The sequence below is a fragment of the Micromonospora sp. NPDC047707 genome (assembly GCF_040704235.1).
GTDB lineage: Bacteria > Actinomycetota > Actinomycetes > Mycobacteriales > Micromonosporaceae > Micromonospora.
In genome coordinates this window covers 1-12667 of sequence record NZ_JBEYSU010000060.1, presented here as the reverse complement: position 1 = coordinate 12667, position 12667 = coordinate 1, and the positions used below count along the sequence as shown (strand labels likewise).

Annotated in this window: 14 protein-coding genes and 2 tRNA genes; 12 read left to right on the top strand and 4 right to left on the bottom strand. The window is 70.3% G+C overall.

Going from position 1 to position 12667, the window contains the following annotated elements:
* The coding region (locus AB0873_RS30355) for an adenosylhomocysteinase (RefSeq protein ID WP_366598577.1) at nucleotides 1-95 on the top strand (95 nt) is incomplete at its 5' end.
* 62 nt (nucleotides 96-157) lie between these two features.
* On the top strand, nucleotides 158-1120 hold the full coding sequence (locus AB0873_RS30350; RefSeq protein WP_366604042.1) for a carbohydrate kinase family protein: 963 nt from the start codon (nucleotides 158-160) through the stop codon (nucleotides 1118-1120).
* A gap of 53 nt (nucleotides 1121-1173) precedes the next feature.
* Here the strand turns inward: AB0873_RS30350 and AB0873_RS30345 are convergent, their stop codons facing one another.
* Nucleotides 1174-1647, bottom strand: coding sequence for an SRPBCC family protein (locus AB0873_RS30345; RefSeq protein ID WP_366604041.1), 474 nt, complete (start codon nucleotides 1645-1647; stop codon nucleotides 1174-1176).
* A 279-nt stretch (nucleotides 1648-1926) separates the two neighbouring features.
* Here AB0873_RS30345 and AB0873_RS30340 point away from each other — a divergent pair, with 279 nt between their 5' ends.
* Together AB0873_RS30340 and AB0873_RS30335 are read left to right on the top strand one after the other, a co-directional pair.
* Nucleotides 1927-2325, top strand: coding sequence for a hypothetical protein (locus AB0873_RS30340; RefSeq protein WP_366604039.1), 399 nt, complete (start codon nucleotides 1927-1929; stop codon nucleotides 2323-2325).
* A 572-nt stretch (nucleotides 2326-2897) separates the two neighbouring features.
* A complete protein-coding gene (locus tag AB0873_RS30335; protein ID WP_366604038.1) occupies nucleotides 2898-4166 on the top strand; it encodes a PQQ-binding-like beta-propeller repeat protein in 1269 nt (422 codons plus the stop codon).
* 346 nt (nucleotides 4167-4512) lie between these two features.
* Here the strand turns inward: AB0873_RS30335 and AB0873_RS30330 are convergent, their stop codons facing one another.
* Entirely contained in the window at nucleotides 4513-5271 is a 759-nt protein-coding gene (locus AB0873_RS30330) for a methyltransferase domain-containing protein (RefSeq protein WP_366604036.1), read from the bottom strand.
* A gap of 134 nt (nucleotides 5272-5405) precedes the next feature.
* Between AB0873_RS30330 and AB0873_RS30325 the strand changes: the two genes are divergently transcribed.
* Together AB0873_RS30325 and AB0873_RS30320 are read left to right on the top strand one after the other, a co-directional pair.
* Nucleotides 5406-5741 carry a hypothetical protein gene (locus tag AB0873_RS30325; RefSeq protein WP_366604035.1) on the top strand — a complete coding sequence of 112 codons (336 nt, stop codon included), beginning with the start codon at nucleotides 5406-5408 and terminating at the stop codon, nucleotides 5739-5741.
* Nucleotides 5711-5830, top strand: coding sequence for an integrase (locus AB0873_RS30320; RefSeq protein ID WP_366604034.1), 120 nt, complete (start codon nucleotides 5711-5713; stop codon nucleotides 5828-5830). Before AB0873_RS30325 ends, AB0873_RS30320 begins: the two co-directional genes overlap by 31 nt.
* Nucleotides 5831-5932: 102 nt before the next feature.
* Here AB0873_RS30320 and AB0873_RS30315 read toward each other — a convergent pair.
* Nucleotides 5933-6006, bottom strand: a tRNA-Gly gene (locus AB0873_RS30315).
* Nucleotides 6007-6370: 364 nt separating this feature from the next.
* Here AB0873_RS30315 and AB0873_RS30310 point away from each other — a divergent pair.
* From AB0873_RS30310 to AB0873_RS30285, 6 genes are all read left to right on the top strand, one after another.
* Nucleotides 6371-6444, top strand: a tRNA-Pro gene (locus tag AB0873_RS30310).
* A gap of 144 nt (nucleotides 6445-6588) precedes the next feature.
* A complete protein-coding gene (tig, locus tag AB0873_RS30305) occupies nucleotides 6589-7935 on the top strand; it encodes a trigger factor (RefSeq protein ID WP_366604033.1) in 1347 nt (448 codons plus the stop codon).
* Between the two features lie 173 nt (nucleotides 7936-8108).
* On the top strand, nucleotides 8109-8750 hold the full coding sequence (locus AB0873_RS30300) for an ATP-dependent Clp protease proteolytic subunit (protein ID WP_155330675.1): 642 nt from the start codon (nucleotides 8109-8111) through the stop codon (nucleotides 8748-8750).
* A gap of 14 nt (nucleotides 8751-8764) precedes the next feature.
* Entirely contained in the window at nucleotides 8765-9427 is a 663-nt protein-coding gene (locus AB0873_RS30295) for an ATP-dependent Clp protease proteolytic subunit (RefSeq protein WP_155330676.1), read from the top strand.
* A gap of 208 nt (nucleotides 9428-9635) precedes the next feature.
* Nucleotides 9636-10925 (top strand): ATP-dependent Clp protease ATP-binding subunit ClpX, encoded by a 1290-nt coding sequence (clpX, locus tag AB0873_RS30290; RefSeq protein ID WP_366604031.1) that lies wholly within the window; start codon nucleotides 9636-9638, stop codon nucleotides 10923-10925.
* 81 nt (nucleotides 10926-11006) lie between these two features.
* Complete coding sequence (locus AB0873_RS30285) at nucleotides 11007-11804, top strand: carbon-nitrogen hydrolase family protein (protein WP_366604030.1); 798 nt, start codon at nucleotides 11007-11009, stop codon at nucleotides 11802-11804.
* Here AB0873_RS30285 and AB0873_RS30280 read toward each other — a convergent pair.
* Nucleotides 11801-12022: a hypothetical protein gene (locus AB0873_RS30280; RefSeq protein ID WP_155330679.1), complete on the bottom strand. Its 222-nt coding sequence runs from the start codon at nucleotides 12020-12022 to the stop codon at nucleotides 11801-11803. The two genes, AB0873_RS30285 and AB0873_RS30280, sit on opposite strands and share 4 nt — an antisense overlap.
* Between the last annotated feature and the right edge of the window lie 645 nt (nucleotides 12023-12667).

Sequence of the window (12667 nt, the reverse complement as noted above, 5' to 3'; positions counted from 1 at the left end):
TCGGCGCGAAACTGTCCACCCTGACCAAGGAACAGGCCGCCTACCTCGGAATCTCCCCCGAGGGCCCGTTCAAACCCGACCACTACCGCTACTGACCGGGAGGAGTCCCGCCGTGGGCGCGATCGCGGTCACCGGGTCCATCGCCACCGACCACCTCATGCGGTTTCCGGGGCGCTTCGCCGAGCAGTTGCTCGCCGACCAGTTGCACCGGGTCTCGCTGTCCTTCCTCGTCGACGACCTGGTCGTCCGCCGCGGCGGGGTGGCGGCCAACATCGCGTACGGCCTCGGCCGGCTCGGTCTGTGGCCGGTGCTGCTCGGCGCGGCCGGCGCCGACTTCGACGACTACCGCTCCTGGCTGGAACGGCACGGGGTCGACTGCGACTCCGTCCACATCAGCGCCGACGCGCACACCGCCCGGTTCGTCTGCACCACCGACGCGGACGAGTGCCAGATCGCCTCGTTCTACCCGGGCGCCATGGCCGAGGGCGACCGGGTCGAGATCGCCGCCGCGGCGGCCCGGCGCAATGGGCTCGACCTCGTCCTGGTCGCCGCCGACGATCCGGCCGCGATGCTCCGGCACGCCGCCCGCTGCCGGGAACTGGGCCTGCCGTTCGCGGCCGACCCCTCCCAGCAACTCGCACTGCTCTCCGGCGAACAGGTCCGCCAGTTCGTCGACGGTGCCGAGTTCCTGCTCACCAACGAGTACGAGAAGGACCTCCTCGAAGCCAAGACGGGCCTGACCGCCGCCGAGGTCCGGCACCGCGTCCGGGTGCAGGTCACCACGCTCGGTGCCAAGGGGGTACGCATCACCGGCCGCGACACTCCCACCGTCGAGGTGCCGGCCGTCCCGGTCACCTCGGTGGCCGACCCCACCGGCGGCGGCGACGCCTTCCGGTCCGGCTTCTTCGCCGCGCTCTCCTGGGGGCTCGGGCTGGAACGCGCCGGCCAGGTCGGCAACGCCGTCGCCGCCTTCGCGGTGGAGGCGGTCGGCCCGCAGGAGTACCACCTCGACCACGACCGCCTCGGCGACCGGCTGGCCCGGGCGTACGGCGACCGCTGCGCCGACGAGGTCGCCGCCGCCTGGACGGCCCCGCCCGCCCTGGCGGCCCGAGCCGGCTGAGCCGGGCCCGCGTCCGAGCCGTTGCTCCGGCTCGGGCGCGCCACCGGCAGTGGTCACCCGGCCGGTGGCGCCGCCGCCCTCCGCTGCCAGTTGCGGAACACGAAACGGTGCACCGCCTTCAACCCCAGCCACAGCGCCGGATACAGCGCGGCGTACCGCCGTCCGCGCACCGTCACCGTCGTCATGCGGGTGACCCGGGTGCCGCTGCCCGCCGCTGTCAGCTCGAACTCGTCGCCCAGCTCGTCGACGAACCGGTGGAAGCCGAGATCGGTCGACTCCATCCGGAACGCCAACCGCGCCGGCGGCTCCCACCGCGTGATCCGCTGCCGCACCACACCCTGTTCGGAGGCGCACTGCCGGCTCGCGCCCACCGCGCCGGGCCCGTCCGGTAGCCGGCACGCGGTGGGCCGGGGCGTGCCGAGGCAGAACACCGGGCACCGGGGGCGCAACTCCATGCGCGAGTCACAGAGCGCCGGCCACAGCACCTCGGGCGGATGCGGCACGGTCCAACGCGTACGCACCATCATGCGGGCAGCGTACGCGTTTTGAGCGGACGCTCAAAGCCGTGTGCGACTCGACGCGGCGCCGGATCCGCCTCGCCGGCCCCCACGACGTGCCTGGTGTGCGCGGCTATCGTCGCCGGATGCCCGAACTGATCCCGCCGACCGTCCGCCTGCACGCCGCCTGGCTCCAGGCCCGCGACGTCTGCCGAGTACTGGCCCGTGGATGGCCTGGCTCAGCCTCGGACTGTACAGGTCACGGCCGCTCTGCGTTGGCGATTGCTGCTGGCTCATATCCTGCGGCCCATGCCCGTTGATCCGCTCAGCTCGCGCCCACCACTCAGACGAGCGCCCCGCACGTTCATCGCCGCGCTGCTGGTGGTCGGGGTAGTGGTGCCATCCATCATCATCCGTGAGCTGATCGAGGGTGTGATGGGCACTGGCCCGTTCGCGGATCTCGGCTGGATCGCCGTTCCGATGGCGGCCACGGCCTGGCTTGCGCCTCATGCCTCCTACCGTCGCCGCGACGCATTGTGGTGGCTCGTCGGCGGGCCCGGCCTCTACATCTTCATCGTGATCGCTTGGCGGGTAGCCTTCCTGCCCTACCGTGATTGGCCGCCTCGACCCGATGAGGCATCTCGGGTCCGCTGGCTGCGCGACCATCAGCAGGCCGGGTTGTGGTACCGGCCCGGGGCAGCAAGATAGGTGGTGGCGGCCGAGTGGTTGAAGGCGGATTTCCTCGTCGGGCAGTCGTAGACCGTCCAGCCTTCCCGGACGGGGACAAGGTGGAGCGCCCTATTGGACGAGTCTCAATGGTCGTTCTCCCACTGGTCCAGATCGTGCGACGCGAACCGTGCCAGCAACCGCGTCAACTCCCGCAGTTCCGCGTCACTCAGCGGCCCGCCCGGATCCACGCTCTCCATGCGGCCAGGATCCCGGACCGGCCGCAGCCAATCATCAACCGATACGATGCCCTTGAATGTCCCTAGGTCACCCGTCCAGCACCAGGTGAGACGGAAACGTCAAGCATCAGGTGGGACTCGGCAGTGGGCTCTGTCAGTGTGATCCGACAACAGATCCGCGACACTCGTCCGCCAACTGATGCGCGACAGATCCAGCACCCTAGTAGGACCTCAGTTGGCGGGCAGTTTGCCAGGGGTGGTGCGCGCCGCGTCACCGGGTTGCGTCGGCGGGGCGGACGGAACCGGCCCGCGGCGCATACGCTTCCGGTCTCGTAGGTCGCCCGATCCGGCGCGCGACCCTCGGAGGGGTGGCGAATGACTCTCATCGACCTGGGCGAACTGCGCGACGTCGAGCACCCGGAGTCGTCGGCCCGCCCGCGCCGGGTGGCCCTGCGGATGCCGGTGTTCCTCGCGGTACTGCTGGCCGCCCTGGCAACGCTGGCCGCGTCGACCCCGCCGCCGGTCCGGGACGTCGTCGTCGTGCCGTCCCGCCTCGGGGCGGACCGGATCGTCGCCGGCGGTCTGCTGATGGTCGTGGATCCGGCGGACCGGCGCGGGGGCCCGCGCTCGATGACGGCGTACCGGCTGTCCGGCGGCGATCCGGTGTGGCGGGTGCCGCTGCCGGCGTCCGGCACGTTCTGGGGCGGCCACGCCCAGGCTGGTCTGCTGCTGGTCACCGGATTCGACCCGGAGTCCTCCGAGAGCGAGACCGTGGCGCTGGACCCCCGCACCGGGACGTCCCGCTGGCGGCAGCCGGGCAGAGCCGTCCCCGTGGCCGGCGGGGGCCTGCTCCTGGAGGCCCTCGGCGAGGACGGAAGCGGGACGGTGCGGGCCGTGGACCCGTGCTGCGGAACGCTGCGGTGGCGCGCCCGGGTCTCGGCGGGAGGTCCCACGTACGGTGCCACCGGCACGCTGGTCGACCGGGTGGTGCTCGGCGATCCGCGGGGGCGGGTCGAGGTGCGCGACGCCGGCACCGGCGCCGTCCTGGCGACCGCCGACCTCGGCTCCGCGGAGGGCAGTCCGAGCCGGCAGTGGTCGGTCGTTGACGACGTGCTGGTCAGCGTCGATGGCGCGCGGGTGACCGGGTACGGGCTGGATCGGCTGGACCGGCGCTGGACGGCGACCGTGCCGGCCGCCATGTATGCGATGGGCTGCGGCGTCTTCGTCTGTGTTCACGTCCAGCCCGGCAGCCTGTCGGCGCTGGACGCCACGACCGGACGTCTGCTGTGGACCCGTACGGACCTGAACCCGCTGTTGGCGGAGCCGGGCGGGCTGATCGTCACCGGGGTGACGAGCGCCACCACCCTCATGGACCTGGCGTTGCTCGACCCGGCCACCGGCGAAACACGGGCGGAGCTGGGCCGCTGGGAACTGGCACCCCGGTGGAGCGGCGACGAGCCACTGCTCGCCGTCCGCCCGCACCCGGCCAGAGGAGCGGTGGTCGCCGAGGTGGATTTGGTGGCGGCCACCGTCCGGATGCTCGACGTGCTGCCCGAGGCGGCCGGCGGCTGCCAGGCGGTCGACGGTGGCCTGGTGTGCCTGCGGCACGACGGGTCGCTCGGCCTGTGGCGGCCGCGGCGCTGACCGCATCGGTTCGCCTGGACCGGCGGCGGCATCCGGATCGAGCCGCGATCAGCGCGGCGACACCTCCGCGCGCTGATCGCGGCAGATCCGGACGCGCAGGCGGCGATGTTCGGCGAAGCCTTGTGCCTGGAGCGCGCGCGGCTGCTCGGCGAGAATCCGAACGCCGATCCCTGGAACTGACCCGGTTGACGAGTATCCCTCGCCCGACGCTGCTCCACCGCTGTGACCGCCTGATCTGGTCCGCCTGCGCGCGCACCGTCATCGGCAGGGTCGCGCGGTGGCGGCTGTTGGGCGCGCGGTCGGCGGCATGAGCGGATGCACTGGGACACCGCTCGGCGGCGGCCCTTCACCGCGGTAGGCGGCTGGCTTCGAAGAGGGTCCGAGTCGAGTGGGCCACGAAGGCGCCGTGCTTGCGGATGCGGGCGTCGAGCCGCTTGAGCGCATCCCGGTAGCGTTCGACGGTGAAGTCCGGTACCCACCAGACGCATTTGCGCAGGATGTAGACCACCGCGCCGATGTCGAAGAACTCCATGCGGCAGCGTGCGGTCTTCACGTTCACGATCTGCAGCCCGGCCGCCGCCGCTGCGGCAACCTCCCGCCTGGGATCCCGATCCAGGTCCACCCGGGGCAGCGGGCCGCGGAACCACTCGATTAGCTCGTACGCGGACGCCGGCCCGACGTGCTGAGCAAGGTACGTGCCGTCGTCGGCTAACACACGGGCGATCTCACGCCAGTGAGGGTTCACGGGATGGCGGCTGGTCACCAGTTCGAAGCAGGCGTCGGGGAAAGGGAAAGGTTGCCCCTGCTCGACGGGCACAACGATGACACCGCGGGGGGTCAACAGGCCACGGGCCCGGTCCACGTTCGGCGGCCAGCCCTCGGTGACGACCATTCTCGGCGGTAGGTGCCGCACCTCCGCGATGATCTCGCCGCCGCCGGTGTCGATGTCCAGGGCCGAGGCGACGTGGGTCAGCCGCGCCGCGATCAGCCGCGAGTATCCCCACGGCGGCCGCTCTTCCGTTGCCCGCCCGTCGAGCCAGGCGAAGTCCCAGCCGGACACGTCCGCCGCGGCGGCTTCATCGATGAGGTCGCTGAACGTACGCACGCCAGCATCCTTTCGGTGCCGTCAACCGACTTCGCACAGGGCGGGTGGCGTCCGCTCATCGGCACATTCGGACGCCACGACGGCACTTGCCCGGACGGCGGCAGAAGCGGACGTTCAGCGAAAGAGGAAGCCTTGTGCGACCAGATGAAGGCGTCGATGAACCCGTCGACCGGCTCCTCGTCGTCGTTGCCCTGCCGGCGGCTGCGGTCGCGGCATTGCGCGAGCACCTGGCCGAGCATGTCGAGGACGGTTTCGACGCGCTCATCTGCACCGGGGCGAAGGGTGCGCCGCTGCGTTCCGGCAGCCTCGGGCGGGCCGTCAAGTGGACCAAGACGGTCGCCCCGGTCGGGTTGGCTGGCTTCCACTTTCACGACCTGCACCACACCGGCAACACGCTCGCCGCCGCGTCCGGGGCCAGCACGCGGGAGCCCTGCACCGCATGGGACACGCCACCATGCGCGCCGCCCTGATCTACCAGCACGCCACCAGCGAGCGTGACCGCGAGATCGCCCGCGCGATGGACCGCCGCATTGCCGGTGAGAGCCGACGCCGGCCGTGAATGGCACGCGGATGGCACGCGGATGGCACGCAAGATCCAACATGGGGGAGAGGTGAAAGGCCCAGGTGCCGCGATCATGCGGTCTACCTGGGCCTTAGTGGGTGGAGCGGGCGACGGGAATCGAACCCGCACCGTCAGTTTGGAAGACTGAAGCTCTGCCATTGAGCTACGCCCGCATGCGCCCCTCGGCAGGGGGACGCGCCGACAGCGTACCCAATGCGGCCGGTGCCCGCGCAGCCGCGGCCGGCGCGTCACCGCCACAAGATCCGCATAACATCAGGGAAAGAGGGGCCTGAAGGGGCGGTCGAGACAGCACTTTCCCTGATGTTGCCGCCTCGCGCCCGGCGACGCAGGCCGTAGCGGTGTGGCCTCCGTCCCACGCGGTGCGGCCCTTCCGCGCCGGGCCGGCGGGCCCGGCGGTCACGGTCCTTCGCGCCCGACGGCGAAGCCTTCTGCGGCGCCTTCGGAACGTGGACACGCGGCAGCGGACGCCCCGGGAGACCCCGGGCGGGCGCGGACGGCATAGACTGCTTCCCGCCACGGGGTGTGGCGCAGCTTGGTAGCGCACTCGCTTTGGGAGCGAGGGGCCGTGGGTTCAAATCCCGCCACCCCGACTGTCGTCCGCGACCGGGTCGTCCCGGGCGCCGCCGTTCTCCGTGCGGTTCCCGGGCGCTGCCGGCCGGCCGCGTCGGCTCGCCTACACTCGATGGGCTGTAGAGAGCGCCCAGACCAACCGAGATCCGTCAAGGAGTACGCCTGTGAAGAGCACCGTCGAGACTCTGAGCCCGACGCGCGTGCGGCTCGCCATCGAGGTGCCGTTCGTCGAGCTCGAGCCGAGCCTCAAGAAGGCGTACCGGGAGATCGGCCAGCAGGTCCAGGTTCCCGGCTTCCGCCGGGGTAAGGTTCCGACCGCCGTGATCGACCAGCGGGTCGGCCGGGGCACCGTCCTCAACGAGGCGGTGCAGGAGGCCATCCCGCAGAACATCCTCGCCGCGGTCCGCGAGCACGACCTGAAGACGCTGGGCCGCCCCGAGGTCGAGATCACCGAGTTCGCCGACGGTGACTCGCTGAACTTCACCGCCGAGGTCGACGTCCGCCCCGAGATCACCCTGCCCGACCTGGCCACCATCGAGGTGACCGTCGACGAGCTGCAGATCGACGACAGCGAGATCGACGCCCAGGTGAGCAGCCTGCGCGAGCGGTTCGCCACCCTCAAGACCGTCGAGCGGGCCGCCGCCGAGGGCGACTACGTGCAGATCGACCTGAACGCGACGGTCGACGGCGAGGACGTGCCGGGCGGCTCGGCGAGCAACATCTCGCACGAGGTCGGCAGCAAGCAGCTCCTGCCGGGCCTGGACGAGGCGCTCGTCGGCCTCGCCGCCGGTGACAGCACCACCTTCACCACGCAGCTCGTCGGCGGCGACTACGCCGGCCGGGACGCCGAGGTGGCGGTGACCGTCCGCACGGTCAAGGAGAAGGAGCTCCCGGAGCTGGACGACGACTTCGCCCAGATGGCGAGCGAGTTCGACACGATCGAGGAGCTCCGCAACGACCTGCGTGAGCGGGTGACCCGGGGCAAGCGGGTCGAGCAGATCTACGCCGCGCGGGACAAGGCCCTCGAGCAGCTGGTCGAGGCTGCCGAGGTGCCGGCGCCGGAGGGCGTCGTCCGCGAGGAGGTCGAGAGCCGTAAGGCGGCGATGGCCGACCAGCTGGAGCGCATCGGCGCCTCGCTGGAGGAGTACCTCGCGGCCGAGGAGAAGACCGAGGAGCAGATCGACGAGGAGCTGACCGAGGCCGCCACGCAGGGGGTCAAGATCCAGCTCCTGCTGGACACGATCGCCGACGCGGAGGACACCCAGGTCTCCGACGACGAGTTCGGGCACGAGATCGTCCACCGCGCGCAGCGGGCCGGGATGCCCCCGCAGCAGTACTACGACCAGCTCGTCCGCTCGGGCGCCGCGGGCGCCGTCTACGGCGACGTCCGCCGCGGCAAGGCGCTTGCTTCGATCATGGAGCGGATCACGATCAAGGACACCACCGGCAACGAGGTGAGCCTGGACGCGCTGCGTGCCGCCAGCGAGGCCGAGCACGACCACGAGCACTGATCGTCGCGGTGCGGCCGCCGTCCATCCCTCGCGGTTGGGCGGCGGCCGAAACCCGTTTCCGGGGTACGCCCCGACGGGGCTGCGCTGAGAGCGAACAGTGCCCGGACCGGCGCTCTGGCGTCAGGCTGAGCGGTTAGTGTCGGGTAGGACGGTACGGAGAGCGAAGGGCTGCCATGACCGACATGCACATCCCAGCGACGCCGCTCCGGGCGATCGAAGCCCGCGGTGGCGACAACATTGGCAACCTCGACGACTCGGTCTACAACCGGTTGCTCAAGGAGCGGATCGTCTTCCTGGGCAGCGAGGTGACCGACCAGGTCGCCAACCGCATCTGCGCGCAGCTTCTGCTGCTCGCCGCGGAGGACCCGGACCGCGACATCAACCTGTGGATCAACTCGCCCGGTGGCTCGGTCTACTCGGGCATGGCGATCTACGACACGATGCAGTTCATCGACAACGACGTGTCGACCGTGGCGATGGGCATGGCGGCCTCGATGGGCCAGCTGCTGCTCTGCGCGGGCACCAAGGGCAAGCGGTACGCCCTGCCGCACGCGCGGATCATGATGCACCAGCCGTCCGGCGGCATGGGAGGCACCGCGGCGGACATCGCCATCCAGGCGGAGCAGATGCTCTACACGAAGCGGATGTTCCAGGAGCGGGTCGCCTTCCACACCGGCCAGAACGCCGCTCAGATCGAGGCCGACTCGGACCGGGACCGTTGGTTCACCGCCCAGGAGGCCGTGGACTACGGCTTCATCGACAAGGTGATCACCGGAGCCGCCCAGGTTCCGGAAGGCGCCGGGACCCTGAGCTGAGCGAGGAGCTGACGATGACCGACCTGAGCCTGCCGCCGCGGTTCGCGGCCGTGCACAACCGCTACGTCCTGCCGTCGTTCGTCGAGCGCACGTCGTACGGGGTCAAGGAGTCCAACCCGTACAACAAGCTCTTCGAGGACCGGATCATCTTCCTCGGTGTCCAGGTGGACGACGCGTCGGCCAACGACGTGATGGCCCAGCTGCTGACGCTGGAGGGCACGGATCCGGACCGCGACATCATCATGTACATCAACTCGCCCGGTGGCTCGTTCACGGCCATGACGGCGATCTACGACACCATGCAGTACGTCCGTCCGGACATCCAGACGGTCTGCCTGGGCCAGGCGGCCAGCGCAGCGGCGGTGCTGCTCGCCGCCGGTACGCCGGGCAAGCGGATGGCCCTTCCGAACTCGCGGATCATCATCCACCAGCCGGCCACCGAGGGTGGCTACGGGCAGGGCTCGGACATCGAGATCCAGGCCCGGGAGATCCTGCGGATGCGGACCCAGCTGGAGGAGATGCTTTCGCGGCACTGCAACCAGCCGGTTGAGAAGGTCCGCAAGGACATCGACCGCGACAAGATCATGACGGCCGAGGAGTCCAAGGAGTACGGGCTGGTGGACACGATCCTCACCAGCCGCAAGAAGGGTCTGCTGGCCGCCAACGCCGCCAGCTGAGCAGCACGGTTGGAGGTCGGTCGGGGGTCCGCTCCCGACCGACCTCTGACACACCCGTTTTGGGGGTCGGAGAAATTCGCGCCAGCGGGTAACGTCGGGTCTGTACCGCCTCGCCGGCCCCTCGCCGGCGCGGCAACGAAGACGGGCGGCGCGCAGCGTCCGCAGGTCATGGCCGGGTCCCCGGCCGATGAGTGCAGGGAGAACGTAGGTGGCACGGATCGGTGACGGCGGCGACCTACTGAAGTGCTCCTTCTGCGGCAAGTCGCAGAAGCAGGTCAAGAAGCTCATCGCGGGCCCCGGGGTCTACATCTGCGACGAGTGCATCGATCTCTGCAACGAGATCATCGAGGAGGAGCTGGCCGAGTCCGGCGAGGTGAAGTGGGAAGAGCTTCCCAAGCCGATGGAGATCTGCCAGTTCCTCGACAACTACGTCGTCGGGCAGGACCAGGCCAAGAAGGCGCTCGCCGTAGCGGTCTACAACCACTACAAGCGGATCCAGGCCGACGCCACCGGCGCGCCCGGCACCGACAGCGTCGAGGTGGCCAAGTCCAACATCCTGCTCCTCGGCCCGACGGGGTGCGGCAAGACACACCTCGCCCAGACCCTGGCCCGGATGCTGAACGTCCCGTTCGCCATCGCGGACGCCACCGCCCTGACCGAGGCCGGCTACGTCGGCGAGGACGTGGAGAACATCCTCCTCAAGCTGATCCAGGCCGCCGACTACGACATCAAGCGCGCCGAGACCGGAATCATCTACATCGACGAGGTCGACAAGATCGCGCGGAAGTCGGAGAATCCGTCGATCACGCGGGACGTCTCCGGCGAGGGTGTCCAGCAGGCGCTGCTGAAGATGCTGGAGGGCACGGTCGCGAACGTGCCGCCCCAGGGCGGCCGGAAGCACCCGCACCAGGAGTTCATCCAGATCGACACCACCAACGTGCTGTTCATCTGCGGTGGTGCCTTCGCCGGCCTCGACCAGATCATCGAGGCGCGCACCGGCCACGGCGGCACCGGCTTCGGGGCCCGGCTCCGGTCCGTCTCCGAGCGCTCGACGGACGACATCTTCAGCCAGGTGATGCCGGAGGACATGCTGAAGTTCGGCCTGATCCCCGAGTTCATCGGCCGTCTCCCGGTGATCACCAGTGTGCGCAGCCTCGACCGCACCGCCCTGGTCCGGATCCTCACCGAGCCCCGGAACGCCCTCGTCCGGCAGTACCAGCGCCTCTTCGAGCTGGACGGCGTCGAGCTGGAGTTCGAGCCGTCGGCGCTGGAGGCGATCGCCGACCAGGCGATGCTCCGTGGCACCGGCGCCCGCGGCCTCCGCGCGATCATGGAAGAGGTCCTGCTCTCCGTGATGTACGAGGTTCCGAGCAACCCGGACGCCGCCCGCGTGCTGATCACCCGCGAGGTCGTCCTGGAGAACGTGAACCCCACGATCGTCCCGCGCGAGTTCACCGGCCGGCGGGCCCGCCGGGACCGCGAGGAGAAGTCCGCCTGACCGGCTCGACGGGCGCCGCCGTGAAGCCTCACCGCGGCGCCGGTCCTGTCGTCGGAGCTTCCCCGCCCGTACGCTGATGCCATGCGCGTCGCCGTCTGCCAGCTGAACGCCCGGGACGACCGCAAGGCGAACCTGGCAGCCGCGGAGTCCCTGCTGGAGTGCGCCGCCGCCGGCGGCGCCGATCTCGCGGTCCTGCCCGAGTACGTCGACTACCTCGGGCCGGCCGCCGGTCTTCCTGACCCGGAGCCGGTTGACGGTGAGGTGGGGCAGTTCTTTGCCGCCGTCGCCCGACGGCTCGGCATGTGGGTGATCGCCGGCTCGGTCCACGAGCGGGGCCCGGACCTGCAGCGCACCTACAACACGTCGCTGGTGTTCGACCGGTCCGGCACGCTCGCCGCCACCTACCGCAAGATCCACCTGTACGACGTGGAGATCCCCGGCCGGGTCTCGTACCTCGAATCGGCCACGGTCGCTCCCGGGGTGCGGCCGGTGGTCGTCGACGTCGAGGGGCTACGGGTCGGCCTGTCGATCTGCTACGACCTGCGCTTCCCCGAGCTCTACCGGTGGCTCGTCACGGACGGGGGCGCCCACCTGCTCGTCGTGCCCGCGGCGTTCATGCTGCACACCGGGCGGGACCACTGGGAGGTGCTGCTGCGGGCGCGGGCCATCGAGAACCAGTGCTTCGTGGCGGCCGCCGGCCAGACGGGGGATCACGAGCCGGCCCGGACCTGCTTCGGGCGCAGCATGGTGGTCGACCCGTGGGGTCTCGTCCTCACCCAGGTCCCCGACGGCCAGGGGGTCGCGATCGCGGACCTCGACCTGGACCGGCTGCGCACCGTCCGCGCCGAACTGCCCAGCCTCGCCAACCGCCGGCTCTAGCCCTGGAGCAGCACCCCGACCGTGGCGAGCCCGGCGATGGCGGCCGCGGTGACGAGAAGCGCGGTGGTCATGCGGGACGGCCCGCGTCGGGCGAGCCTGCCGACCGACACCACCAGCACAACGAGCACGAACGCGCCGATGACCACCTGCCAGAACGGCAGCAGCAGTCCGAGCAGCGCGTCCTCGGCGAGCACCGCCGTCGCGGTCAGGTCAGCCATGTCACCCACTGTCGCATGTCGTTCCGGTTCTGCGTCGTGCCGTGACGGCGGGATCGCTGGGCGGAGCGGCATCAGTCACCGGGGAATCGGGATAGGCCGTCAGCCATCAGGGCTGGAGTCGAACGGCGACCGCGTCGCCGACCAGGCAGCGACGGATCTTGATTTGCCTTCGGCGGCCCGTCCGCGTAACTTTCTCTCTGCACGCGGGAGGCCGGGCAAACCGGCCGAGAACGGGCGCCAGGCTCGTGGCGGAGACGCCGAGCGAGACTGAGAGCCGGGCGGTGCGAGGAACTCTGGAAAGACGGAGTTGCGATCGCGAAGCCGACCGGGTAGAGTTCTGAAGCCGGCAGGGAGCCGGGCGGATGATCGCCAAGCGATTGTCGGCCGGTCTGCCGCTTCCCACGACAGTAACGACCGCCGGGCACGGCGTGCGTCATCGTGGGTCCCGACCCACCAAGTCGATCACCTGGGCGACCAGGTTGACGATGAGGGACGGGGCGGGTAGGTTCGAGAGGTTGCCCCGGACGGGGTCCCACAATGTGGGAGCTCGGATGGTGTGTGGTTGTTCTTTGAGAACTCAACAGGGTGCTTGATAAGCCAGTGCCAAATTGATTTATACCCTGGACTGGTCGAGGCTGTGGTTTC